This window comes from Inhella sp. (assembly GCF_041912635.1).
GTDB lineage: Bacteria > Pseudomonadota > Gammaproteobacteria > Burkholderiales > Burkholderiaceae_C > Inhella.
The window spans coordinates 111,547-136,156 of the sequence record NZ_JAYRMO010000002.1 but is presented as its reverse complement, the minus strand read 5'-3'; the positions used below and the strand labels follow the sequence as shown (position 1 = coordinate 136,156).

The following is a 24,610-nucleotide window of genomic DNA, read 5'->3' as shown; positions in this document are numbered from 1 at the left end:
CCGGCAAGCCCTCAAAGCAACAAGCCCGCCGGAAGGCGGGCTTGTTGCTTGCAGTGAATTCGAGCTCAGCTGCGGCGGCGCAGTCGGCTGGCGCCCAGCAGGCCCAGGCCCAGCAGGGCCAGCCCGGCGGGTTCCGGCACTTGACCGCCGGTATTGCTCACGCGCACCACCAGCTGGTCCGCAAAGGAGAAGGCGCCCGGCAGGCCCGCCCAAGGGGCATAAACCTGGCCATTGCCGTCCTGCCAGTCGCAGTGCGAAAAGGAGTTGCTGAAGTAAGGCGTGGCGCAGGCGGCGGCGCCGGTCAGGGCGCTGTTGACGGCCGAGAAGAAGGCGCCCGTCAGCGGGTCACTGCCGCCCAGGGGCACGTTGGCGCCGCTGAAGATGAAATCCACGGCGCTGGGCGCACCCGTCAGTTCGGCGGCCGTGGGCAGGCGCCAGCCGAAGGCGCTCTGGTAGCTCAGGTCCAGACCGGCATCGGCGGGCAGCGGAAAGGCCCAGGCCCAATCCAGACCGCCGAGGCTGATGTAGGCATTGGAGGCCACCGGCTGGTTGACCAGGGCCGCCTGGGCGCTCAGCGAGCTCAAGCCGATGGCTGCAGACAGCAGCAGGGTGCGCAAACGGTTCGTCATGCAGTTCTCCAAGGTGTTGCAACAGGGACCCAGCAGCTATAGCAAGACCCTCGCCCGCTACAGGCTTTCTGAGTGCCTTCAACCACTTGCGAAAGCGACGAATGTTTCCTTTTGTAATGGCGTCAGGGACATCGACAGGCCGAGCCGCTCAGGCATCGCGTGCCCAGACCAGCAGCAGGTTGTTCGCCGGCATCACCACCCGCTCCCTGAGCCGCAGGCCCGCACGGGCGGCCTCGGCCCCCACATCGGCCAGGGCACGCAGACCCCAGGCGGGGTTGCGGGCGCGCAGGTCGGCGTCAAAGGCCAGGTTGCTCGGCGCGGTCTCCACGCCTTCTTCCAGATAGGGCCCGTAGGTAATGAGCCGGCCCTGCGGCGCCAGGTGGCGGGCCGCACCCTGCATCAGGCCGGCGCAGCAGGCCCAGGGGGCGATGTGCAGCAGGTTGGCGCAGTAGACGAGGTTGAATCGGGCCTCGCCCAGGCCCCAGTCGGGCTGGGCGACGTCGAGCGCCAGCGGCGGGCGCCAGCGCGCCGGCAGCGGGGGCTGGCGCAGCCAGTGCAGCAGCTCGGGGTCGGCCTCGGTGGGCTGCCACAACCAGCCCGGCAGGCCGGCCACGAAATGGCGGGCGTGCTGGCCGGTGCCGGAGGCGATCTCTAGCGCCTGACCCTGCGCGAGCAGCAGGCGCTGCAGTTGTTCGAGGATGGGCTGCTGGTTGCGTTCGGCGGCGGGGGAATGGGGTGCAGGCATGCCGCCGGTTTTACTCCAGCGCCTGCCCCAGGCGCGCCAGGCGCGGCAGGTAATGGCGTTCGGGGTCGAAGGAGGCCAACAGGCGGCTGACGCGGCCGATCAGCAGCGCGCGCGGCACCGGGCCGAAGTAGCGCGAGTCGTGGCTGTTGTCGCGGTTGTCGCCCAGCATGAAGTAGTGGCCGGGCGGCACCTGCCATTCGCCATCGCGCCGCGCCGGCACGGCCGGCAGCGCCTGCAACGCGTGGCGGCGCGCGCCCAGCTGCTCAAAGCCGCGCAGGGCCGGGCCCAGCGCCTCCTCGGCCCACTCGGGTTCGCTCAGCGGCACCGGCACGTCGTTGATGGAGAGCCGGCCGGCGCGCAGCGTCACGCGGTCGCCCGGCAGGCCGACGACGCGCTTGAGCAGGCGCGTGCCATCGGCGGGCGAGCCGAAGGTGACGATGTCGCCGCGCGCCGGCTCCTGCCACTGCGCCAGCACCACGTCGCTGAGCGGCAGCTTGAGTTGGTAGGCCAGGCGGTTGACGAGCACCACGTCGCCTTCAATGACAGTGGGCCGCATTGAGGCCGTGGGCACCGGGTTCCAGTCCGCTACGGCGGTGCGGAACAGGCCGAACAGGGCCAGGAAGAGCAGAACGCCGCGCTGTTCGCGCCACCAGGAACGGATCATTGAAGTCTCCCCAAAAGCCCACAGGCTAGGCGGCACGGCCGCAGCTCAGGGCAAGGGCGAGACGGGTGCACCAACGGCCGGGCGAATGGCGGGCAGGAATGCACGGATGGCGTGCCAGGGGGGTCATGGCCTCTCGCTAGGATGCGCGCCCATGCGCTGTGCTGTCCCTCGTCTGGCCTGGACCTTGGCCCTGCTGACAGGGGCCTGGGGCAGCGCACAGGCGCACCACGAGCCGGGCGCACTGGATGTGCAATTCCGCAGCGTGCCGGTACCGCAGAACCAGGTACCCAGCCTGGCGCAGGATCGCCGCGGCTTTCTGTGGGTGGCCACCAGCGAAGGCCTGATGCGCTTTGACGGCTACCGCCTGCGCCCGATCGAACAGGGCAGCGGTTCTGCGCTGCGGCGCAATCTGGGCTGGATCCGCGCGCTCAGCCCGGGGCGCGATGGCCGCATGTGGATCGGCAGCGACTCGCAGGGTCTGCTCAGCTACGACCCGGCGCGCGACCGCGTCGAAAGCCATTCGCCCAGCGGCACGGTGCGCGCCGTCATCCGGGCGCTGCTGGAAGACGACGAGGGACAGGTCTGGATCGCCACCGTGGGCCAGGGCCTGCAGCGCTTCCGCCCCGCCACCGGGCAGCTCGACACCGAGGCCATCCCCTGGCGCGAGCAGACCGAAAACCGCGTGATGGCCCTGCACCGCAGCCCGAGCGGCCAGCTTTGGGCCGCGCACTGGCGCGGCCTGGCGCAGCGGGTGAACGGCCGCTGGCAGGACCTGCCATTGCCCGAAGCCCCCGAGGGCGCCACCGTGCTGAGCCTGCTGGAGGACGAGGACGGCCGGCTCTGGTTCGGCACCCAGGACGGCCGCCTGGGCGTGGTGGAGCGCGGCCGCGCGCGCTGGGTACTGACGCAGCTGCAGGTGGCCGTGCACGCGCTGGCGCAGGCGCGCGACGGCATGCTTTGGGTGGGCACCAAGAGCGGCCTGCTGTGGGTGGACCCGGTGAGCGGTGCCATCCGCCAGCGCCTGCGCCCGGACGCCCGCCGCCCTCTTGGTCTGGCAGGCAGCGACATCAGCCAGCTGCTGCGCGACCAGGACGGCGCGATGTGGGTGGCCGGCTTCGGCGTGGGCCTGCAGCGCCACCAGCACCACCCCGCCTTCACGGTGCGCGGGGCCGACCTGGAACCCAACGCCCCGCTGGCCGAAGCCGATGTGCGCTCGGTGCTGGGCCTGCGCAATGGTCGCGTGCTCGTCACCACGCAGACCGGCCTGGTCGTCGAACTGGACGGCCGCCCCGAGCAGGGCCTGGCCACGCGCGGCATCTGGCCGCGCGAGCGCCGCACCATCGTCGAGTTCATGGCCGAGGGCCCGGACGGCAATCTGTGGATGGCCAGCGCCGGCCGGCTCGAGCAACGCACGCCCGCGGGCCGGCTGCTGCACGACTGGCCGCTCGACGGCGGCCGCGCCCAGCAGATCCTGCCGCGCGCCAACGGCGAGGTGTGGCTGGGCATGCAGGAGGGCCTGTACCGCCTGCGCAGCGCCCAGTCCGCGGCACTGGAGCGCGTGCAGCCGGCGGGCGGCCAGCCGCTGACCGGCGCCGTGCACGCGCTGATCGAGGACCCGCGCGACCAGAGCGTGTGGGTGGGGGGCCAGCTCGGCCTCTACCGCTGGCAGCAGGACGCGCTTCGCCCGGTGGCTGAAGCACCCGGCGAGGGCCTGGGCTCCCCCATCGTCATGGCCCTGCTGGTGGGGCGCAACGGCACGCTGTGGGTGGACACCGCGGTGAGCGGCCTGCACCGCCTGCGCGGCTTCGACAGCACGCAGCGCGCGCGCTTCGAGCGCATCAGCGAGTCCCTCGGCGTGGACGGCCGCTTCGGCGGCAATCTGCGCGAAGACAGCCTGGGCCGCATCTGGAGCCAGATGCTGGTCTACGACCCGCGCCAGCACCGCATCGACCGCTTCGGCCCCGCCGAGGGCGCGGCCTTCGGCACCTACTGGTTCTTCAGCAACACCGCCCTGCCCGACGGCCGTCTGCTGTTCGGCGGCAGCGCCGGCATCCTGCAAGTGGCGCCGCTGGCGTACCACAGCCCGCCGCTCCACCCCGGTGGTGCTGAGCAGCCTGCGCATCAACGGCCAACCCGTACCGGCCAGCGTGCCGATCGCCGGCCTGCCCCTGCCGCCCGGCACGCGCAGCCTGGGCGTGGAATTCGCGGGGCTGGATTACGCCGACCCCGGCCGCCTGCGCTACCAGTACCGCCTGCGCGGCCTGGACGAAGCCTGGACCGAGGTGGATGCCGGCCAGCGCAACCCCAGCTTCGGCCCGCTGCAGCCGGGCCACTACACCCTGCAGGTACGCGCCTCGGCTCTGCCCGGCCAGTGGGGTGACCAGCTGCTGGAACTGCAGTTCGACCTGCGGCCGGCCTGGTGGCAGACCGGGGGGGCCCTGCCCGCCCTGCCGTGGCTGGCGCGGGGCGCGCTGGGGGGCTGGGTGCGCGGGCGCGCCCAGCGCCTGCGCCAGCGCGAGGCCGAGCTGCGCGCCGAGGTGGAAGCGCGCACCGCCGAGCTGCGCGAGGCCAGCCTGACGGACGCGCTGACCGGCCTGCGCAACCGCCGCTACCTGGACCTGCGCCTGCCCGACGACCTGCGCCTGTGCCTGCGCCGCCACGCCAGCCAGCCCCCGCCGAGCGACAGCGACCTGCTGGTGATGCTGCTCGACCTGGACCACTTCAAGCACGTCAACGACGTGCACGGCCACGCCGCCGGCGACGCCGTGCTGGTGCAGCTGGCCGAGCGCCTGCGCGGCGTGTTCCGCGCCAGCGATTCCCTGGTGCGCTGGGGCGGCGAAGAGGTGCTGGCCCTGGTGCGCGAGACCGCCCGCGACGACGCCGCCGAGCTGGCCGCGCGCGTCTGCGAGGCCGTGCGCAGCGCGCCCTTCGTGCTGGAGGGCGGGCAGACGGTGCGGGTCACCGCCTCGATCGGCTTCGTGGCCTTCCCGCTCGACCCCACACGCCCCGAGGCCTGGGGCTGGGCCGCCACGCTGCAGATGGCCGACGCCGCGCTTTACGCCGCCAAGGCCCAGGGCCGCGACGGCTACTTGGGCGCCGTGCGCGCCAACGGCCTGGCGCCGCAGGACGTGCCGCAGCAGCTGGGCCGCTGGCTCAGCGACCCGCGCCTGGAGGTGCGGCGCGGACAGAGTGGCATGGCGCCCTAAAGCGCCGCCGCCAGCTCCGTACCCTGGCGGATGGCGCGCTTGGCGTCCAGCTCGCCCGCTTCCAGCGCGCCGCCGATCAGGTGCACCGGAATGCCCAGCGCCTGCAGCGGCGCCTGCAGCTCGCGCAGCGGCTCCTGGCCGGCGCAGATGACGATGCTGTCGGCCTCGATCAGCTGGCCGTTCTCGCGCTTTTCACCCCAGGTGACGAACAGGCCCTCGGGCGTGATGCGCTCGTAGTTGGCGCCACCGAGCATCTCCACATTGGCCATCTTCAGCATGGCGCGGTGGATCCAGCCCGTCGTCTTGCCCAAGGTGCCGCCGGGCTTGCCGGCCTTGCGCTGCAGCAGGGTGATCTGGCGGCTGGGCTTGCCGGGTTGCGGCTTGAGGTAGCCGCCCGGGGTCTCGGCCGGATCGCCCACGCCCCAGTGCTTGTTCCAGGCCGGCAGGTCCAGGGTCAGGCTGTGGCCGGCTTCGAGCAGGAACTCGCTGACATCAAAGCCGATGCCGCCCGCGCCCACCACCACCACCTTCTGGCCCACCGGTTTCGTGCCCTTGAGCACGTCGATGTAGCCCAGCACCTTGTGCGCCAGCGCCGGGTCGTCCTGGCCGGGAATGCGCGGGTTGCGCGGCGTCACGCCGGTGGCCAGCAGCACCACGTCGAAGCCCTTCAGATCCTCGGCGCTGACGCGGGTGTTGAGGCGCAGGTCCACGCCGGTCTTCTGCAGGCGCGTGCCGAAGTAGCGCAGGGTTTCAAAGAACTCTTCCTTGCCGGGGATGCGCTTGGCGAGGTTGAACTGGCCGCCGATCTCGGCCGCACCGTCGAACAAGGTGACGGCATGGCCGCGCTCGGCCGCCGTGGTGGCCGCGGCCAAGCCGGCCGGGCCGGCGCCCACCACCGCCACCTTCTTCTTGGCCGGCACCGGGGTGATGCGCAGCAGGGTCTCGTGCGCAGCGCGCGGGTTCACCAGGCAGCTGGCGATCTGGTTCTTGAAGGTGTGGTCCAGGCAGGCCTGGTTGCAGGCGATGCAGGTGTTGATCTCGTCGCGCCGGCCTTCCCGCGCCTTCTTGACGAACTCGGCATCGGCCAGAAAGGGGCGGGCCATGCTGACCATGTCGGCGCTGCCTTCGCTCAGCACCTGCTCGGCCACCTCGGGCATGTTGATGCGGTTGGTGGCCACCACCGGCGTGCTGAGGCCCTGCGCGCGCAGGCCCTCGCGCAGCTTCTTGGTCACCCAGGCGAAGCCGGCGCGCGGCACGCTGGTGGCGATGGTGGGCACGCGCGCTTCGTGCCAGCCGATGCCGCTGTTGAGGATGGTGGCGCCAGCCTGGATGACGCCCTGCGCCAGCTGCATCACCTCGTCCCAGCGCTGGCCCTGCGGCAGCAGGTCCAGCAGGCTGATGCGGTAGATGATGATGAAGTCCGGCCCGCAGGCCTCGCGGATGCGGCGCACGATCTCCACCGGCAGGCGCATGCGGTTCTCGTACGCGCCACCCCAGGCATCCGTGCGCTGGTTGGTGTGCGGGCTGAGGAACTCGTTGATGAAGTAGCCCTCGGAGCCCATCACCTCGACGCCGTCGTAGCCGGCCTCGCGTGCCAATTTGGCGCAGCGCACGAAGGCGCGGATCTGCCGCTCGATGCCACGCTCGCTCAAGGCAAAAGGCTTGAAGGGCGTGATGGGCGACTGGATGCGCGAGGGCGCGACGATGAAGGGGTGGTAGCCGTAGCGCCCGGCATGCAGGATCTGCAGCGCGATCTTGCCGCCCTCGGCGTGCACCGCGTTCGTGATCACCTTGTGGCGCTGCGCCGCGCCGCTGGTTGTGAGCATGCCGGCGAAGGGCTTGACCCAGCCCGCCACATTGGGCGCGAAGCCACCGGTGACGATCAGCCCCACCTCGCCCCGCGCGCGCTCGGCGAAATAGGCGGCCGCGCGATCGAAATGCTTGCGGCCGTCTTCCAGGCCGGTGTGCATCGAACCCATCAGCACGCGGTTGCGCAGGGTGGTGAAACCCAGGTCCAGGGGCTCAAGCAGGTGGGGGTAGGTGGTCATCTGCGGATGCTAGGCGCCGGCCCTCGTGCCGCTCTAGAGCGTGCTGCCGACCGCGGGCCTGGGTTTTCACCAGGGCGCGCTATCGTGCCCGGCTCCACTCCTGCCCCTGCCTCTCATGGACCTGAGCCATTACCTGCGCATCCAAGCCCACGCCAACCACCTGATGAACCAGCGCCTGGCCCGCGCGATGCAGGGTCTGACCGCACCCGAGTTCCAGGCCCCGCGCGTGGGCTTCTTCCCGAGCCTGGCCGCCACGCTGGGGCACATCCTGGAAGTCGACTTGTTCTACGTGGCGGTGCTCGAAGGCGATGCCAGCGCGCGCCGGGTGTTCGAAACCTTCCGCAACCCCGAGACCCTGGCCGACTGGGAGGCCGCCCAGCGCGCGGTGGATCTGCGGCTAATCGACTTCTGCGCCCGCCTGGACGCCGCCGGCTGCGACGCGGCGGTGCACATCCCGCGCGCCGACCATGTGCAGGTGGACCGAGTGGCGCATCTGCTGGCCCATCTGTTCATGCACCAGACGCACCACCGCGGCCAGGTGCACGCCATGCTCAGCAGCACCGGGGTGGCGCCGCCGCAGCTGGATGAATTCATGATGCCCAGCGAGGCCCATCTGCGCGAGCCCGACATGGCGGCGCTGGGCTGGCGCGAGGCCCAGGTCTACGGTCAGGCCTGAGGCCATGGATTTGGCCTTGACTCTGCTGCTGGTGGCCGGCGCCGCGCTGCTGCTGTTCGGGCTGGCGGCCAGTGCCATGACGCTGACGGCCATCCGCCGGTTGCGCCTGCTGCCGCCTGAGACCCAGGCCCTGGCCGAGCTGCCGGCCGAGGCCAGCAGCGCCTTGGCGCCGGCCCGGGCCCTGGTCGAGGCGCTGGGCTTTGGCGCGCCGCAGGCCTTGCGCGTGGTGGCGCTCAGCAGCGCCGGGCGCCCGCTGCCGCAGCATGCGCTGGTGCTGACGCATGCCGACGGCGCCGCCGCCTACCTGCTGCAGCTGGCGGTGCCGGATCGGGGGCGCGTTTTCGCGCTGTATTTCGTCAGCCGCACGGCGGATGGCCAGACCCTGGTGACCCGCAACCGCGCCAGCATCGCCGGCGCACTGGACCTGCCCGACACCGAGACCCAGGACCTGTGGCTGCCGAGCTGGGCCGCCGTCTGGCAGGCCCACCGGGCCCGCATGCAGGCGCTGCGCGCCGATGCCGCGGCCTGGTTGCGCTGGCCGGCCGAGCACTGGGTGGCGGCCGGTGCGCAGGCCGAGCGCCAGGCCTTCGAGCAGCGCGTCCAGCGCGGCGACTACCTGCCCGTGGGTGATGGCAGCTACCGCGTCGGCGCGCGGGCCGCCTTGCGCATGCTGGGGCGCGCCTGGGCCGTGTTCGGGCCCTCGCAGCGGGGTATGGCGGACGACGTCGCCCTGCCGCCCGCGAGCCTGGAGGACCAGATCGAGCGCTTCGAGCGCGAGCAGCAGGCCGCGCGCAGCACGACGCGCAGCGGCGCCGCCAAATGGGGGCTGTTCCTGGTCACCGCCGCGGCGGCCGCGCTGTCCTTTGGCCTGAGCCTGGACTGGGCGGTGCTGCCGGCGCTGCTGGGCGTGCTGCTTTTTCATGAGCTGGGCCATCTGGCGGCGATGCGCCTGTGCGGCTACCGCGACTTGCAGGTCTTCTTCCTGCCCTTCATGGGCGCGGCCGTCAGCGGCCGGGCCGAGCGGCCCACGGCGGGGCGCGAGCTCTTCGTGCTGCTGGCCGGGCCGCTGCCCGGGCTGCTGCTGGGCCTGGCCGGCCTGCTGTGGTTACCCATGGAAGCCAGCTGGCTGCGCAACACCGCCTGGTTTGCCGGGCTGCTGAACGCCTTCAACCTGCTGCCCTTTCACCCGCTGGATGGCGGCAAGGTGTTCGAGCTGCTCTTGCTGGGCCGCTGGCCCTGGGCCGCCTTCACCGGCCGCGTGCTCGGCCTGCTGGCCCTGGCCGCCTGGGTGCTGGATGGGGAGGCGGGCATCGGCCGCACGGTCTTTCTGGGCGCGCTGCTGTTGATGGCCCTGGGCCTGCAGCACCAGGCCCGGCAGGCGCGCCTGGCCCGCCATCTGCAGACGCAAGGCCATTGGGGCGGCCTGAGCCCGGCTGCGGCGCTGCGGGCCTTGTTCCAGGGCCTGCAAGCGCTCGGCCATGGCCGGCTGCCGTGGGCCGAGCAGAAGCTATTGGTGCAGGCCCTGCTGCCGCTGGCCCAGCAGCCGCGGCTGGGCTGGACGGCGCGCAGCGCCGGCTTGCTGCTGTACGCCTTCTGCTTGGCCCTGCCGCTGCTGGCGGCGGGCCTGCACTTCGGGCGGCTGCGCGCGCCGGAGCCGCTGGCGCAGGTGTCGGCCGGCGAACCGGATGCCCAGGCCCAGGCCGCCGGCATGGCGGCCTACCTGGCGCAGCGCAACCAGGAGCTGCAGGCGCTGCGCGAACGCCTGGCCACGCTGGGCGACCCGGCCGCGCAATGGCGCCTGCTGGAGGACGAGCTGGACGCGGTGAGTGCCGAGCTCGCGACCCACCCGCCCGGCCGCCTGCCCGCCGCCGAGGCCCTGCTGAACGAGGCCGCGCGGCTGGCCCCGGGCCTGCCCGACGCGCTGGCCCGGCAGACCCAGCTGGCGCTGTGGCAAGCGCAGGCGCGCGCCGAGCCCGCCGAGCGCCAGGCGCTGCTGGAGCAGGCCCTGGCGCGCTACGAGCAGCCCGAGGCCGCGTACGCCGACCCCGCGCCGCTGTACCGCGCCACCGCGCGCTGGCTGGAGCTGCCGCTGGCCCGCGACCCCGCGCAACGCCAGGCCCATCTGGCCCGGGCGCTGGCGCGTGGCGCCGGGGCGGCCGGCGGGCCGGATGCGGCGGCACTGCGCCGCCACCACCTGGACGCGCTGCATGCGCGCGGCGACAGCGCCGCCCTGTTCGAACAGCTGCGCGCCTGGCAAGAGACCGCCGGGCCGGACGCGGACCTGCAGGAGGATCTGGCCCAGCTGCAGCTCGATGCCAGTGTGGCCCGCGGTGGCGCGGCCGCCGGCTTGGCGCTGCTGGAACGCCTGCTGCCCGCGCTGCAGGCTGCGCCCGGGGCCGGCCCGCACACCGGCGAGTCGCTGCGCCGCCAGGGCCTGTGGCTGGCCGAGACCGTGGGCCGCAGCGATTGGCAGCGCGCCCAGGTGTCCAAGTTGCCCGCGCCCGCTGCCGCACCCACCCCAGGGCTGATGGTGCGAGTGCTGCTTTGGGTCAGCGGTGCGCCCTCAGGCGCTCCGATCGCCCTGCGCGAGGTCGAGGAAGCGCATTGGCGGGGCGACAGCGCCGCCGCCCAGGCCGCTGCGCAACGCTGGCGGGCCAAGACCGGCCGCACCGTCCCTCCTCTGCCCGATCTGGAAGGCATCGAAGGCCTGGCGGCGCGGCGCATGCAGCTGACCCAGCAGGGCCGGCGCGCGCTGCTGGCGCGCTATGGCTTGCAGTGATCAGCGACCCTGATCAGCCCAAGCGCTTGTGCAGACAGATTGAATCAGCCCGCCCGACGTAAGGGCCATAGGGCGGGCATTCGCTGAAGCCCGCGCCGGCATAGAAGGCCAGGGCCTCGTGGTTGGCGCGGCGCGTGCTTAGCCTGAGTTCGCGCCAGCCCTGCTGCCAGGCCTCCTGTTCCAGATAGTTCAGCAGCAAGCGGCCCACGCCGTGGCGCGGCGCCTGCGCATGCATGCGCTTGAGTTCGCCCACGCCGGCGAATTCGGCCAGCGGGCGCAGGGCGCCGCAGCCCAGGGGCTGCCCATCGGCGGCACGGGCCAGCGCGAAGACGGCGCCTGCGGGCATGCCGCTGGCCTGGAAATTGGCGCGGCCATCGCTGCCGAATCGCTGCATCAGCAGGGCCGAGAGCGCGTCCTGCAGCGCCAGGGCCTCGGGGTGATCGGTGGCCACCGGCTGCACCCATTCGCCCTGCGCGCCCAGGCGCTTGAACATCACCTGCGTGGGCTCCAGCGCGCCGGCGGTGCTCATGGCGTAGGCGGGAATGTGGCCGCAAACCTGATAACCCAGGCGCCGGTACAGGCGCTCGGCCGGGCTGGCGCGCACGGTGTCCAGCACCAGCAGGCGGCGGCCCTGCTGCACGGCGGCCGCCTCGGCGGCCTGCATCAGCTGCGCGCCCAGGCCGCGCTGGCGCGCGGCCGGCGCCACCATGACCTTGCAGACCTCGGCGCGGTGCGCGCCGTTGTCCGGCGTGTCCAGCACCAGCTGGGCACTGCCCAGCACCTGCTCGCCCTCCACGGCCACGAAGCCCTGGCGCTCACCACGGCGGCAACTGTCCTGGCAGCGCTGCCAGAAGGCGCGCGCAGCGTCCTCACTCGGGGTGGCCGTCCAGCCAATGCTGGCGCCAAGCTGCACGGTGTCGCGCAGCAGCGGCACCAGGGCGTCAGGGTTCAGGTCTTGCAGGGGAACGAGCTTCATCGGGGGTTCGTGATGGCAATCAGGTAGCGGGCTTCGGCGGCGCCGGGCACCTCGAAGGCGGAGGGGCCCCAGAGCTTGAAGCTGAGCGAATCGCCGGCACGCAGCTCGTGCACGGTCTCGCCCAAGTGCAGGTTCAGCCGCCCGGCGATCAGCCAGAGGTGCTGCTCCAGGCCCGGCAGCGGCGGGTGTTCGTAGGCGATGCGCGCGCCGGGCTTGAGCCGGCCCTCGATCAGCTCGGTGGCAAAGCCGGCCAACGGCGGCGCCAGCATGCGGCGCGTGAAGCCGCTGGCTTCGTCCTGCCACAGCGGCTGCTGGGCGGCGGGCAGGTGCCGGGCCGGTGCGCTCTCCACATCGGCCAGCAGGCGCGACATGGTGAGCCCATGCGCCGCGCACAGGCGGTTCAGCAGGCTGGCGGTAGGGCTGGTCTCGGCACGCTCCAGGCGCGAGAGCGTGGCACGGCTGATGCCGCTGCGCGTGGCCAGCTCGTCCAGGCTCCAGCCGGCGGCGGCCCGCAGCGCGGCCAGGCGCTGCGCCAGGCGCTGCTCCAGCGCGGGGTCTTCGGGGGCTTCGGTGTCGGTTGTATTTCTCATATTTGAGACAATGCTAGCCAATTTTGAGAAATGCCGTCAAGGCATGATGAGCCCCATGCCCTCGCTTCCCCTGCTCGCGGCCCTGGCCACCATCCTGGTCTGGGGCCTGAACTTCCCCTTGCAGAAGGCCCTGTTCGGCCTGATGGGCCCGGTGGCCTTCGTAGGCCTGCGCTACCTGATCGCGCCGGTCTGCTCGGTGCTGCTGCTCTGGGTCTACTTCCGCTGGAACTGGCCGCGCCTGGCGCGTGCGGAGTGGTGGAAGCTGCTGCCGGTGGCCCTGTTCGGCCAGGCCCTGCACCTGGTGCTGGCCGCCGTGGGCCTGCAAGGTTCCACGCCCTTTTCGGCCAGCGTGCTGCTGGCCTGCGGGCCGGTATTCACGCTGCTGATCCTCCGCAGCCTGGGGGTGGAACGCCTGGCCTGGGCGCAGTGGCTGGGCGTGGCGGTGGCCGCGGCCGGTGCGCTGGCCTACACGGCGGACAAGCTGCTCGGCGGCCAGCCCGGAGCCTGGGCCGCGAGCGCCGGCGATGGCGTGCTGCTGCTGGCCGCCGCGCTGTTCAGCTACTACTCGGTGGCCAGCAAGCCGCTCATTCAGGCGCATGGCGGCGTGGCCGTGCTGGCCTACGGCACGCTGCTGGGCACCCTGCCCACGCTGGCTTATTGCGCACCCAGCATGGCCGCCGTGCCCTGGGGCCAGCTGCCGGCCTGGGCCTGGGCCGGCACGCTGTGGAGCGTGATCGGAGGCGGCTTCATCGGCTGGCTGGCCTGGGGCTACGCTGGCGCGCAGCGCGGCGTGGGCCGCACCGCGCCGCTGATCTACCTGATGCCGGTGGTGGCCGGGCTGTCGTCCTGGTTCTTCGTGGACGAGGCCTTCAGCCTGCACAAGCTGGGCAGCGCGGTGCTGATCCTGGCCGGCGTGGCGCTCGCCCAGTTCGGCAGCCGCAAGCCCCCGATCGACAGCCCGCCCGGCGAATGAAACCCACGCCCGCCCAGACGCGCCGCCTGCGCGAGCTCTACCGCAGCGCCGGCTGGCCCTGCCAGGACAGCCTGGAGCTGGAACTGCTGGCCGCCGGCTGGCTGGAGCGCTTGCGCGAGCCCGACGGCCGCGAGCGCCTGCGGCTGACCGACGCCGGCATCCAGGCCGCCGTGCAGGGCCTGCAGGGCAACCGTGCGCGCCGCAGTGCGCATGAAGCCCTGGTGGAGCGCACCGCGCGCGAGCTGCAGCGCGCCGGCCGCCTGGTGTGGACTTCCTTGAGCCTGCGCGCCGGGCTGCCGCGTGAGCGCGAGCCCTCGCCAGCGGCCGAGGGCGAACTGATCGAACCCGCCGCCGCCCCGCCCAAGCTGCGCTGGCTGATGTGCCAGCCGGACGTCTACTCGCTGCGCCCGAGCAGCAAGCCGGCCGGCCTGGAGGTGGCGATCCACGAGATCAAGGTCAGCCGCGCCGATCTGCTGGGCGAGCTGCGCCGCCCCGCCAAGAGCGCGGCCTACGCGGCGCTCTCGGGCCAGACCTGGTTCGTGCTGGCCGCGGGCATTGCCGAGGTGGACGAGGTGCCGCCCCAGTTCGGCGTGTGGATCGCGCACGCCACCCATTTCGAACTGGGCCGCCCGGCGCCGCAGCGGCCCCATCAACCGGACCACGCCACCTGGCTGGAGCTGGCCAAGGCCAGCCCGCTGCGCGCACCCGAGGAGCCGGCGCAGCAGGTGCTGAGGGAAGATGGCGCACCCACCCCCGAGGAACCCACCGCATGAGCCTGGACCGCGTCTTCTTTGCCTTCGTCATCGTGCTGGCGCTGACCCTGAACGTCGGCTTCGTCATCGGCGAGCTGGGCAACCCCGCGCACCACAACGTCGTCGAGCTCTTCTTCGCGCTGGTGGTCAGCCTGCTGGCCACGGTGATGAAGTTCGGGGATCGCTCGCCGCTCGGCTCGGCCATGCTGGCCACCAGCCTGGTGGCCGATGTGCAGCTCATCGCCGCCGCCGTGTGCTGGGGCTGGTACGGCGCCCACACCGCGGCCCTGAGCGAGCACCAGATGGCCACCGTGGTCTCGCTGGCCATCGGCGCGGCGGTGGCGAACGTGATCTCGGTGGTGCTGCTGATGATCGAGATGGCCAATCTGCGCCGCTGAGGTTCGCTGACGCCATGATCCAGCTCCCGCCCCGGCACGGCCTGTTCGTGCTGCTGCGGCGCATGCGCGCGCCGCTGATGGTGCTCATCTGCAGCTACGCCCTCGCCGTGCTCGGAATGACGCTGATGCCCGGCCAGACGCCCGACGGTCAGCCCTGGAAGATGAGCTTCTTCCACGCCTTCTACTTCGTCAGCTTCCTGGGCAACACCATCGGCCTGGGCGAGATTCCCTACCCCTTCAGCGACGCCCAGCGGCTCTGGGCCACCTTCTCGATCTACCTGACGGTGCTGGCCTGGCTGTACTCGGTCGGCAGCCTGCTCACCATCCTGCAGGACCCGCTGCTGCGCCGCCTGTGGCGCGAGCAGCGCTTCGAGTACCAGGTGCAGCGCCTGCGCGAACCCTTCTATCTGCTGTGCGGCTACGACCAGGCCGGCCGCCGCGTGACGCGTGAACTGACCGAGGACGGCCTGCGCGTGGTGGTGCTGGATGCCGACCCGCAGCAGGTGGCCACCACCGATGTGGACGACCACCTCAGCCCCGTGCCCGCGCTAGCCGGCGACGCCACCGACCCGCGCGTGCTGCGCCAGGCCGGCGTCACCCACCCGCACTGCCGCGGCCTGCTGGTGCTGACCGGCAGCGACGCCGCCAACGCCCGCATCACCCTGGCCGCGCGCCTGCTCAACCCCGGCCTGATGGTGCTGTGCGCCGCGCGCGACCACGCCTGGCACCCGCGCATCGCCGCCGCCGGCGCGCGCGCGCTGATCAACCCCTACGACCGCTTTGCCGCCCGCATGGGCGTGGCGCTGCGCAGCCCCAGCCTGCATGTGCTGTACGAGGCACTGACCGCACAGCGCCAGACCGCCATGGCCCCGGTGACCGAACTGCCGCGCGGCCGCTGGGTGGTGTGCGGCTGGGGCCGCTTTGCCAAGGCCCTGAAGCGCCGCCTGCTGGAAGAGGGGCTGGAGGTGCATGTGGTGGATGCCGACTTCCACGGCGACCCGCATTGCAGCGGCGAGCGCGCCAACCCCACCGACCCCGGCGTGCTGCGCCGCGCCGGCCTGGAGGATGCCGTGGCCCTGGTGGCCGGCCTGGGCGACGACATCGACAACCTGGCCGTGCTGCAGGCCGCGCGCCAGCTGCGCCCCGGCCTGTTCACCGTGGCGCGCCTGAGCCAGCGCCGCAACGCCTCGCTGTTCCGCGCCGCCGCGGTGGACCTGGTGATGGGCACCGGCTACATGGTGGCCACCGAGGTGCTGCGCCACACCCGCGCGCCGCTGCTGCACGGCTTTCTGAACCGCGCCGAGATTGAGGACGAGGCCTGGGCCGCCGCGCTGTTGGCGCGCGTGCGCCAGGTGGTGGGCGACGAGGTGCTGGAGAGCTGGAGCCTGCGCCTGGAGCCCGACAGCCTGCCGCAGGCCTGCGCCCGCCTGGCCGAGGGCCAGGCGCTCCATCTGGACCAGCTGCTGACCCGCGCCGATGGCAGCCCGCTGGGCGTGGTGCCCCTGCTGCTGGAGCGCAATGGCCGGCTGGAGCTGCTGCCCACCGGCCGGGAGCTGCTGTGGCCGGGCGACCATTTGCTGCTGTGCGGCAGCGCGGCCGAGCGCGCGCGCCTGCGGGCGCAGGCGCTGGCCTGGCGCTGAGGAGACTCCTGTGCCGATGCGACGCCCCCGCCCCTTCTACGCCCTGGCCCTGCTGCTGGCCTTGCTTTCCGGCGCCCAGGCGGCCGGCCCCACCGGCGAAGACCTGGCCCACGTGGCCCATGCGCACGCCCATCGGCCAGTCTGGGTCTCGGACGACGGCGCCTGGCGGCTCAGCCTGACGCCGCGCGGTGAGCTGCTGCGCGAAGCCCAGCAGGCCGGCGCGCCCGCCCAGCGCTTCCAGCTGCCCGCGGGCGTGCGCGCGCTGGCCAGCCACGGCAGCGGCCTGCAGGCCTGGGCGCTGCACGAAAGCGGCTGCCTGCTGCGGGTCGATTTCGGCACCGCCGCGCCAAAGCGCATGGCACTGCCCTGGAGCCCTTGCGCAGCGCAAGCTGAGGGCTCGGGCGAGGCCTTGCCCGTTTACACACCGGGCGCCCTGGCCGTGTCGGCCGACGGGCAATGGCTGGCGCACAGCGGGGAAAGTGGCAGCACCCAGGTCAGCGTGCTGAACCCGCGCAGCGGCAAGACCCTGCGCGTGCTGGAGCTGGCCCACCCGCCGCTCGCGCTGCGCTTTGAGGACGGCGGCGCGCGCCTGGCCGCGCTGACGCTGCAACGCGGCGAGCAATGGGAGGACATCGCCGGCCCGAGCAGCCTGCAATGGAGCCGCTGGGATCTGCAAAGTGGCGCCTTGTGGAACGAGGCCCAGCGGGACGGAGGCTTTCAGGAACCCGAGGGCTATCTGCAGGCCGCGAGCGCCGTGCGGCAGTTCTGGTTGAACCGGCAGGGCGCGCTGGAGGCCCTGGAGCTGCAATGCCCGGTGCGCCGACAGACCTGGGCCCTGCCCGAGCTGGCCGGCGTGCAGAGCCTGGCCGCCGACCCATTGGGGCGCTGGGTGGCGGTGCTGGAGGCGCGCCCTGAGGCCAAGGCCAAGGTCCAGCGCCTGCTCTGGCTGGATGCCAGCAACGGCCGCCTCGTGCACAGCGCCCGGTTGCCCATCGAAGGAGGCGTCGAGGCGGTGGCGCTTCAGGGGCATGCCCAGGGCCTGCTGCTGCGCCGTGGCTTGCGCGTGCCGCGCGAAGGGACCCAGTACGACCACAGCCCCTGGCGCCTGCAGCCCTGGCAGAACCTGAGCGTACCGGTCGATCTTGCCGCCCTGCCGGCGCGCAGCGCGGCGGCGGCCAGCCTGTGCCGCGAACCCCAGGAGGCCGCGCAGGCGCGCGAGTTGGAGCGCGTGGCCGCGCCGGCTGAGCCGCTCTGGCGCCTTCAGCTGCAAACCTGGTCGGAGGCGCAGCCCAAGCGCTGCCGGGGCACCGACTGGCCCGAAACGCGGCACCCCGACCGCGCGCCGCGCCGCTGGGGCCTCAGCCCCGCAGGCCAGCTCTGGCTGGATCAGGGCCAACAGATCCACCAGCTCGACCCCGCCAGCGGCCAGGTGCTGGCGCGCTGGCCCACACCGCGCCAACTCGGGCTTTGCAGCACGCCCTCGTTTGCCCGCGCCCAGTTCCTGAGCTGGCAGGGCGACACGCTCAGCCTGCGCCCCTTCGCCGAACAGCTCAACAGCCAGGCCCGCAGCACCGTCGAGCGCCGCCCGGGCTGGCAGCTGGAAACCGCCGTGTGGCTGGGCGACCAGGTGCTGGCCCGCTGGCTCAAGGCGGACCGCGCCGAGCTGCGCCTGTACCGCGCCGCTGCACAAGGCGGCTGGACCCTGGTGAAGGCGCGCAGCGGTGCGCTGCGCGAGGGTGCTAGCTGGATTGAGGAGGACGACGGCAACACCTCGGCCGTCGGCTGGCATGAACTGATGCCGGATGCGGCGGCCATCGCCGAGCTGGAGCGCGAGGAGCGCGGCGTGCGCGGCGCGGGGCCGCGCTGGCAGGCCAGCCGCTACCAAAGCGTGCGCGCCGAGGACGCCGGGCGCCTGCTGCTGTGGGACGGGGTGTCGGGCCGGCCGGCCGGCACGGGCCGCGTGATCGACCTGGGCGGCGGGCGTGCGGTGTTGCTGGAGGGCGTGCATCTGCACCACTACCGCCTGCGCGATGCGGCGCAGGCCGCGCTGAAGTGGCGGCGCCAGGGCGTGCCGGATCAGGATTCACGCTGGTCCGATGCCTGGTGGTGGGAGGCCGCTCAGCTGTTGCTGATGGAACGCGAAGGCGGCGAGCTGCTGGCGCTGCGTTGACCCCCTCATCGATCAGGAACCCGGTATGAAGCCCCTGCTGTTGGCCGCCCTGCTGCTGGCCCTGCCGCCGCTGCAGGCCGGCGAGATCTCGCGTGAGGGCATCGCCCAACAGGCGCACCAGGAGACCCGCCGCGCAATCGCCTTTTCCGACGACGGCGCCTGGCGTGTCTATCAGAACGAGGCGGGCGAGCTGTTGCGCGAACCGCAGGGCGGTGGCCCCGGCGTGGCACAGCGCCTGCAGCTCGGCCAGCCTCTGCTCGCCCTGGCCACCTGGGGCCGGGCGCAAGAGGTCTGGCTGAGCCTGGAAGCTCCCGAGCATGATGCCTGCCTGCTGCGGGTGCAGTTCAGCGACGCGGGCGCGGCAGCGCAACTCAGCACACCCTTCGAACCCACCTGCCTGACGCGCCTGCAGCGGGACGCGCCCCCGCAGCCGCCACCCCGCGCGCCACAGCCCATGGCCCTCTCGGCCGACGGCAGCCGCCTGGCGCGCGTGAGCGGCGGCCGCATCGAGGTCCTGGACCTGCAGCGCTTCGAGCGCGTCCGCCTGCTGCCGGCCGGGCCGGGCTTTGGCTACTACGAAGCGGTCGAGGCCCTGCGCTTTGAAGACGGTGGCGCGCGCCTGCGCGTGCTCACGGCCGTGCTCGGCATCAACGAAAACGGACCGGGCAGTGACAGCAGCCTGGTGATGACACGCTGGGACCTGGCGCGCGGCGCGCTCTGGCAGGAGGTCGAGCGACCGGGCCGGCTGGAGCGGCCCCTGGACTTCGCCGAGGCGGCCACGGCCAGCCGGCAGTTCTGGCTGGACGGGCCCGGCCGCGTGGTGGCGCAAAACCTGGAGACCTGCCCGGTGCAGGCGACGCGTTGGGCCCTGCCGGCAGGCTGGCGGGCCCTGGCACTGGGCGCCGACCCGCAGGGCCGCTGGCTGGCGGTGCTGGCCGGCCGCAAGGGGCAGACCGCCGTGCTGTGGCTGCACGCCCAGCAGGGCCAGCTGCTGGCACAGACCGCCCTGGCCGTGCCGCCAGGCACCCGCGCCGTCAGCCTGCAAGCCCATGCCCGGGGGCTGCTCTGGCGTCTGGCGCGGCCCGAGGGCGCAGGGCCCCAGGCCGCTCGACTGGAGCCTTGGCAAGCACTGAAGCTGCCGCAGCAGCTGGCGGCCTTGCCCGCCCCAAGCGCCAAGCCCGACACCGGCTTGTGCCGCACGCCCCGGGAAGCCCCGAACGCGCGCGGGCTGCAGATCACGCGCGCACCGGCCATCCCGCGCTGGCAGATCACGCTGGACGAGCGTGAGGCCTGGGAGCAGTCGCGTGGCGCCATCGAGATCACGGATGCCGGCGAACTCCCGGCCACGCGCTGCAACCGCAATGACTGGTCCTTCCAGAGCGGGCGCGACCCCGTGCCCCGGCGCTGGGGCTTTGACCCGCAAGGCCGGCTGTGGCTGGACCAGGGGGACGAGCTTCACCAGCTCGACCCCCAGGGCGGCGTGACCGCGCGCTGGCCCACGCCGCGCCAGCTGGGCATCTGCAGCGTGCCCTCGTTCGAGCGGGCCGAGTTCCTGAACTGGGAGGGCGACACGCTGAGCCTGCGGCCCTTTGCGCCGCAGCCCGCCAGCGCAGCTATGCAGCGGCTGGCGCGGCGAGCCGGCTGGCAGGTGGAGCAAGCGCGCTGGCTGGGTGAGCGGGTGCTGGTGCGCTGGCTGCGCGGCAAACAGGCCGAGATGCAGCTGTACCGGCAAGCGCCGGGCGGCGGCTGGCGCCTGGAAGCGCAGGGCCAGGGCCAGGCGGAGGGCGCGACCGGGCCCTCCCGGTTCGAGGGCGATGCGCCAGATGAGGATCCGCCCGCCTGGGAGCGTCTGCAGACCCCGCAGGGCGGGCCCGTCCGCTGGGCCCTGCCCGCACCCGACGCCCCGACCCTGCGCTGGCGCGTGGCGCGTTACGAATCGGTGCAGGCGCTGCAGGGCGAGCGGGTGCTGCTGTGGGCCGGCGTGGACGGGACCGAGCTGCTGGCTGCGGTGCCCCGGCCCTGGCCCCGGGCGCTGACGCCGCCCTGGCTGCAGAACCTGGGAGAAGGGCGCGCCTTCATGGGCCTGAGCGGGCGCCCTGAATGGACCCTCATCACCCACGAGCCCTCAGGGCCGCGGGCGGCCTGGGTCTGGGAGCCACCAGCTGCCGAAGGGGCCGCCGAGGTGGACGAGGTGCAGGCCTGGCCCGGGCGCCCGCTGCTGCTGCTGCGCCGGGGCCAGAGCCTGGAGCTGGTGGCGCTGCCGACGCACTGAGCCGGCCTCAGGGCCGCAGCGCCTGCAGCAGGCTGCCGTAGTCTTGCGTCCACTCCCAGGCAAACACGCCACCCAGGCCCTGTGCCTGCGCCCACTGCGCCTTGGCGCGCACGCTGGCTGGGCTCTCGTAGCTGATCCAGACCCGGCGCTGCGGGTGCCAGGCCCAGTCGCCGCCGCGCGCTGCGTCATGACCGCGCTGCCAGCCGCGCTCTTGCACCAGGGACTTGAGTTCGCGCCAGCCCACAGCGCCCTCGGCGTTCAGGCCTGGACCTGTGGCCGCCGCGCCGGCCTGCGCGCTGCGCACCCCGCGCCAGGCGCGGCCGTAGAAGGCGGCGCCGGCCACCAGCTTCTGCGCCGGCACGCCGGCAGCGCGCAGCGTGGTCACGCTTTCGGCCAGGCTGTCGTCCTGGCCCGCGCCCTGCAGCGCGGCGTGGTGGCCGGTGCGCGGATTCCAGGCGCCGTGGTAGTCGTAGCTCATCATGAACACATGGTCGAGCAGCGGCGCCATGGCGGGCCAGTGCATGCGCTGCAGCACCGGGCGCGTCACGTTCACCGCCACCGAAAGCCCGTAGCGCCGGCCCTGTTCTCGGCCCAGTTCGTCCAGCGCGGTGCGCAGTTCGCGCAGCAGGGCCAGGTAGTTGGCGCCGTCCTGCGGGCCACCCAGCGCCACGCCATTGGCGGCGCCGTTGCCGCCCGGGTGCTCCCAGTCCAGGTCGATGCCATCGGTGGCCTCGTGCGCCAGCAGGTAGCGCTTGACCTCGGCAATGAAGACGGCGCGCGTGGCGGCGCTGGCGGCCATGGGGAAGAAGCCGTCCGAGCCGCCCCAGCCGCCCACCGAGGCCCAGACCCGCAGCCCCGGCTCGCGCTGCTTGCGCTGGCGCAGCGCGTGGTTGAAGGCGGCCTCCACGGCGCCATCGCTCAGGCCATGCGCCGGCTTGCCCGCGCAGGCGGCGCGGTCCTTGGGCAGCTCGTGCGGGCCGCACAGGCGCAGGAAGGCCAACAGCAGGGTGTTGACGCGCCCCTCGGGCAGGCGCTCCAGGGCCTGCAGGCCTTCCCAGCTGGCCAGGTAGACGCCGCGCACCGGCTCGGCGGCACGGGCAGGCGGCAGGCTCAGAAGACTCAGCGCCAGGGCGCACAGGCTCAGGATTCGCATGGAATTGGTCTGCTGGTTTTAAGCAACAGACAAACGATACCACTTGCGTACCAAAATACCAGCGCCGTCCAGACCCATGGGCACCCAGCCTCTCACTCCTCTATGTGAAAGCGTGAATTCATGGGGCGCCGACGGGCGGTGATCCGGGTAATCCCCTGATGAAAAGTGGTAGCTAAGTGGATTGCTCGATGGTTATAGTGGACTGCACACGGTCTCAAACAGGCATGCCAGATGCACACCGGATGAGACCACCGCCCGACCCCCACCCCCGCCGATCCGGAGATTCCCATGAGCCCCCGTCTGACCCCTGCCGCCCTGGCCGTTGGCCTGCTGATCAGCCACAGCGCCCTGCTGGCCCAGAGCACGACCGAGAAGAAAGCCGACCAGCTGGACACCGTGGTCGTCACCGGCATCCGCGCCTCGCTGCAGACCGCCGTCAATGTGAAGCGCAATGCCAGCGCGGTGGTGGACGCCGTCTCGGCCGAGGACGTGGGCAAGCTGCCGGACAACGACGTCGGCCAGGCCCTGGGCCGCATCCCCGGCATCTCGGTGGGCAAGGATTTCGGCCAGGGCGCCTCGGTCTCGATCCGCGGCACCGACCCGCAGATGACCTACACCACCCTGAACGGCCAGACCGTGGCCTCGACCGGCTGGTATGACCAGAAGGACATCGACCGCAGCTTCAACTACTCGCTGCTGCCGCCCGAGCTGATCGGCGGCATGGAGGTCTACAAGAGCTCGCAGGCCGACCTCACCGAAGGCGGCATCGGCGGCACCGTGATCGTCAAGACCCGCAAGCCGCTCGACCTGCCGGCCGGCACCGGCTTCGCCAGCGTGCGCCTGGGCAAGGGCACGATCAGCGACGACCTGAACAAGGAAGTCTCGGGCCTGTTCAGCTGGCGCAACCCGGCCAAGAGCTTCGGCCTGATGGTGGCCGCCGCCATGGAAGACGGCAGCTACATCCGCCGCGGTGTGGAAGCCGACATGCGCTGGAGCGGCGATGTGGCGCCCACCACCTTCGTGCAGGACCGCCAGCGCAAGAGCCTGAATGTCAGTCTGCAGGCGCGCCCCGCCACCGGCGTGGAACTGGGCCTGAACTACCTGCGCCTGGAGCTGGATGCCGACAACAGCAACAGCAGCCACTACATCTTCACCGGCAACGCCGCCGCCGACTGCAAGGCCACCAATGCGGCCAACGGCCTGTGCGTGCAGTTCAACCGCCCCGCCGCCAACGAGAACCTGCACAACGTCTTCCTGCAGAACTGGGTGCGCTCGGCCTCGATGAACAGCGACAGCCTGGTGCTGGACGGCTCCTTCAAGGGCAATGGCTTCAAGCTCAGCGGCGTGGCCGGCAGCACCAAGGCCGAGGGCGGTACCAACCAGACCACCAACTTCGCCTACGGCCGCTGGAACGACGGCACGGGCGTGCGCACCCTGCCGATCTTCACCGGCACGATTGACGCCACCGGCAAGCAGATCAGCATCACGCCCTCGTCGAACCAGAACATCGGCGTGGGCAACCTGCCCGCCAACTCCACCCCGGAGAGCTGGGCCTCGGGCCGCGGCCCGAACGAGGACAAGGAAAACTTTGCCCAGGCCGACCTGACGATCGATCTGGGCGAGGGCTTCCTGACCGCCTTCAAGACCGGCCTGCGCGCCACCCAGCACACCTTCACCAAGAGCGGCTACCGCGGCGTGCACGCCGCCACCGCCGTGCCGGCCAGCAGCGCCAGCCTGTACGACGGCAGCCTGGAGCTGGTGGGCGGCTGGAGCGTGCCCAAGCCCAACATCGGCGCCGCCCTGGCCGCCGCCAGCGCCAACATCACGCGCTGGGTGGAGGACCGCTCGGCCTACGGCCAGCTGAAGGAAGACAACCAGGCCCTGTACGGCATGTTCGACTTCGAGGCCGACAAGTGGAAGGGCAACTTCGGCCTGCGCTACATCCGCACCGAAGCCACCGCCACCAGCTACGCCTTCGACGGCACGCCGCTGGCCGCGGGCGACGTCGGCCAGAACAACGGCTGGGGCCGCAGCAAGACCTCGCGCAAGAGCAGCTACAACGACTGGCTGCCCAGCCTGAACGCCGGCTACGAGCTCAGTAGCGACACGCTGCTGCGCGTTGCCGCCGCCAAGGCCATCACGCGTCCGAACTTCACCAATATGTTCAATTCGACGGTGGTGGGCTTTGACGACACCAACGCCAGCAACGACGCCTTCAACTACGGCAGCCCGGCACTGAAGCCGCAGTCCTCCAACCAGTTCGACATCGGCCTGGAGTACTACTACGGCAAGGGCAATCTGGTCTCGGCCAACTTCTTCTACAAGAAGATCAGCAACTTCATCACCACCCAGACCCTGGTGAACCAGAAGGTCGGCGTGGTCAGCCCGGACAGCGGCAAAGACAACTGGACCATCAACCAGTTCGTCAACGCCGGCGGCGGCAAGATCTCGGGCGTCGAGCTGCAGCTGAACCACGCCTTTGCCGGCGGCTTCGGTGTGGCGGCGAACTACACCTACTCCGACGCCACCGCCCCCGCCACCAGCTACCAGGACCAGCTGAACGTCTTCACGCTCTCGTCCAAGCACAACATGAACCTGGTGGGCTATTACGAGACCAAGGACTACTCGGCGCGCCTGGCCTACAACTACCGCTCCAAGTACATGGTGCGTGAGAGCGGCTGGTACGGCAACCGCATGCACGACGCCACCGGCAGCCTGGACCTGAGCCTGGGCTGGAACCTCACCGACACCCTGCGCCTGAGCTTCGACGCCGTGAACCTCTTGAAGAAGGACGACGTGCAGTACGGCGCCGCCGGCGCCAACACCACCCTGCGCCCCTCGCTCAAGTCCGGCTTCCCGACCTGGTACTTCGAAGGCGAGACCACCTACCGCGTGGGCCTGAGCGCGAAGTTCTGATCGAAGCCGAGACTGCCCACCAT

General features: G+C 72.1%; 18 protein-coding genes. 11 read left to right on the top strand and 7 right to left on the bottom strand.

Going from position 1 to position 24,610, the window contains the following annotated elements; genetic code table 11:
- Positions 1–65: 65 nt before the first annotated feature.
- From ACE3QP_RS01670 to lepB, 3 genes are all read right to left on the bottom strand, one after another.
- A complete protein-coding gene (locus ACE3QP_RS01670) occupies positions 66–629 on the bottom strand; it encodes a PEP-CTERM sorting domain-containing protein (RefSeq protein ID WP_374433058.1) in 564 nt (187 codons plus the stop codon).
- A gap of 148 nt (positions 630–777) precedes the next feature.
- Positions 778–1,374: a DUF938 domain-containing protein gene (locus ACE3QP_RS01665; RefSeq protein WP_374433055.1), complete on the bottom strand. Its 597-nt coding sequence runs from the start codon at positions 1,372–1,374 to the stop codon at positions 778–780.
- Positions 1,375–1,384: 10 nt separating this feature from the next.
- Positions 1,385–2,038, bottom strand: coding sequence for a signal peptidase I (gene lepB, locus ACE3QP_RS01660; RefSeq protein ID WP_374433054.1), 654 nt, complete (start codon positions 2,036–2,038; stop codon positions 1,385–1,387).
- A 151-nt stretch (positions 2,039–2,189) separates the two neighbouring features.
- On the opposite strand from lepB, the gene ACE3QP_RS01655 reads away from it, so the two are divergent.
- Together ACE3QP_RS01655 and ACE3QP_RS01650 are read left to right on the top strand one after the other, a co-directional pair.
- A complete protein-coding gene (locus ACE3QP_RS01655) occupies positions 2,190–4,418 on the top strand; it encodes a two-component regulator propeller domain-containing protein (RefSeq protein ID WP_374433052.1) in 2,229 nt (742 codons plus the stop codon).
- Positions 4,300–5,244, top strand: a complete 945-nt coding sequence (locus ACE3QP_RS01650; protein WP_374433175.1) for a diguanylate cyclase — start codon at positions 4,300–4,302, stop codon at positions 5,242–5,244. Before ACE3QP_RS01655 ends, ACE3QP_RS01650 begins: the two co-directional genes overlap by 119 nt.
- Here the strand turns inward: ACE3QP_RS01650 and ACE3QP_RS01645 are convergent.
- A complete protein-coding gene (locus ACE3QP_RS01645) occupies positions 5,241–7,292 on the bottom strand; it encodes an FAD-dependent oxidoreductase (protein ID WP_374433050.1) in 2,052 nt (683 codons plus the stop codon). The genes ACE3QP_RS01650 and ACE3QP_RS01645 overlap by 4 nt on opposite strands.
- A gap of 115 nt (positions 7,293–7,407) precedes the next feature.
- Here ACE3QP_RS01645 and ACE3QP_RS01640 point away from each other — a divergent pair, with 115 nt between their 5' ends.
- Together ACE3QP_RS01640 and ACE3QP_RS01635 are read left to right on the top strand one after the other, a co-directional pair.
- Positions 7,408–7,968, top strand: a complete 561-nt coding sequence (locus ACE3QP_RS01640) for a DinB family protein (protein WP_374433048.1) — start codon at positions 7,408–7,410, stop codon at positions 7,966–7,968.
- A gap of 4 nt (positions 7,969–7,972) precedes the next feature.
- Entirely contained in the window at positions 7,973–10,747 is a 2,775-nt protein-coding gene (locus ACE3QP_RS01635; protein ID WP_374433047.1) for a site-2 protease family protein, read from the top strand.
- Between the two features lie 13 nt (positions 10,748–10,760).
- On the opposite strand, the gene ACE3QP_RS01630 is transcribed toward ACE3QP_RS01635, so the two are convergent.
- Together ACE3QP_RS01630 and ACE3QP_RS01625 are read right to left on the bottom strand one after the other, a co-directional pair.
- On the bottom strand, positions 10,761–11,723 hold the full coding sequence (locus tag ACE3QP_RS01630; RefSeq protein WP_374433045.1) for a GNAT family N-acetyltransferase: 963 nt from the start codon (positions 11,721–11,723) through the stop codon (positions 10,761–10,763).
- Complete coding sequence (locus tag ACE3QP_RS01625) at positions 11,720–12,313, bottom strand: helix-turn-helix domain-containing protein (protein WP_374433043.1); 594 nt, start codon at positions 12,311–12,313, stop codon at positions 11,720–11,722. Before ACE3QP_RS01625 ends, ACE3QP_RS01630 begins: the two co-directional genes overlap by 4 nt.
- 55 nt (positions 12,314–12,368) lie before the next feature.
- Between ACE3QP_RS01625 and ACE3QP_RS01620 the strand changes: the two genes are divergently transcribed.
- The 6 genes from ACE3QP_RS01620 to ACE3QP_RS01595 are packed head-to-tail and all read left to right on the top strand — an operon-like array spanning position 12,369 to position 20,518.
- Complete coding sequence (locus ACE3QP_RS01620) at positions 12,369–13,286, top strand: DMT family transporter (protein ID WP_374433042.1); 918 nt, start codon at positions 12,369–12,371, stop codon at positions 13,284–13,286.
- Entirely contained in the window at positions 13,283–14,059 is a 777-nt protein-coding gene (locus ACE3QP_RS01615) for a hypothetical protein (protein WP_374433040.1), read from the top strand. The genes ACE3QP_RS01620 and ACE3QP_RS01615 overlap by 4 nt, the downstream gene beginning before the upstream one ends.
- Complete coding sequence (locus tag ACE3QP_RS01610; protein ID WP_374433039.1) at positions 14,056–14,436, top strand: DUF6394 family protein; 381 nt, start codon at positions 14,056–14,058, stop codon at positions 14,434–14,436. The genes ACE3QP_RS01615 and ACE3QP_RS01610 overlap by 4 nt, the downstream gene beginning before the upstream one ends.
- Positions 14,437–14,450: 14 nt before the next feature.
- Entirely contained in the window at positions 14,451–16,076 is a 1,626-nt protein-coding gene (locus ACE3QP_RS01605; RefSeq protein WP_374433037.1) for a TrkA family potassium uptake protein, read from the top strand.
- Positions 16,077–16,092: 16 nt separating this feature from the next.
- Positions 16,093–18,246: a hypothetical protein gene (locus tag ACE3QP_RS01600; protein ID WP_374433034.1), complete on the top strand. Its 2,154-nt coding sequence runs from the start codon at positions 16,093–16,095 to the stop codon at positions 18,244–18,246.
- Between the two features lie 25 nt (positions 18,247–18,271).
- Positions 18,272–20,518 (top strand): hypothetical protein, encoded by a 2,247-nt coding sequence (locus tag ACE3QP_RS01595; RefSeq protein WP_374433033.1) that lies wholly within the window; start codon positions 18,272–18,274, stop codon positions 20,516–20,518.
- Between the two features lie 7 nt (positions 20,519–20,525).
- Here the strand turns inward: ACE3QP_RS01595 and ACE3QP_RS01590 are convergent, their stop codons facing one another.
- On the bottom strand, positions 20,526–21,671 hold the full coding sequence (locus ACE3QP_RS01590; protein ID WP_374433031.1) for a glycoside hydrolase family 18 protein: 1,146 nt from the start codon (positions 21,669–21,671) through the stop codon (positions 20,526–20,528).
- A 288-nt stretch (positions 21,672–21,959) separates the two neighbouring features.
- On the opposite strand from ACE3QP_RS01590, the gene ACE3QP_RS01585 reads away from it, so the two are divergent.
- Positions 21,960–24,587, top strand: a complete 2,628-nt coding sequence (locus ACE3QP_RS01585; RefSeq protein WP_374433030.1) for a TonB-dependent receptor — start codon at positions 21,960–21,962, stop codon at positions 24,585–24,587.
- The last annotated feature ends 23 nt before the right edge of the window (positions 24,588–24,610 follow it).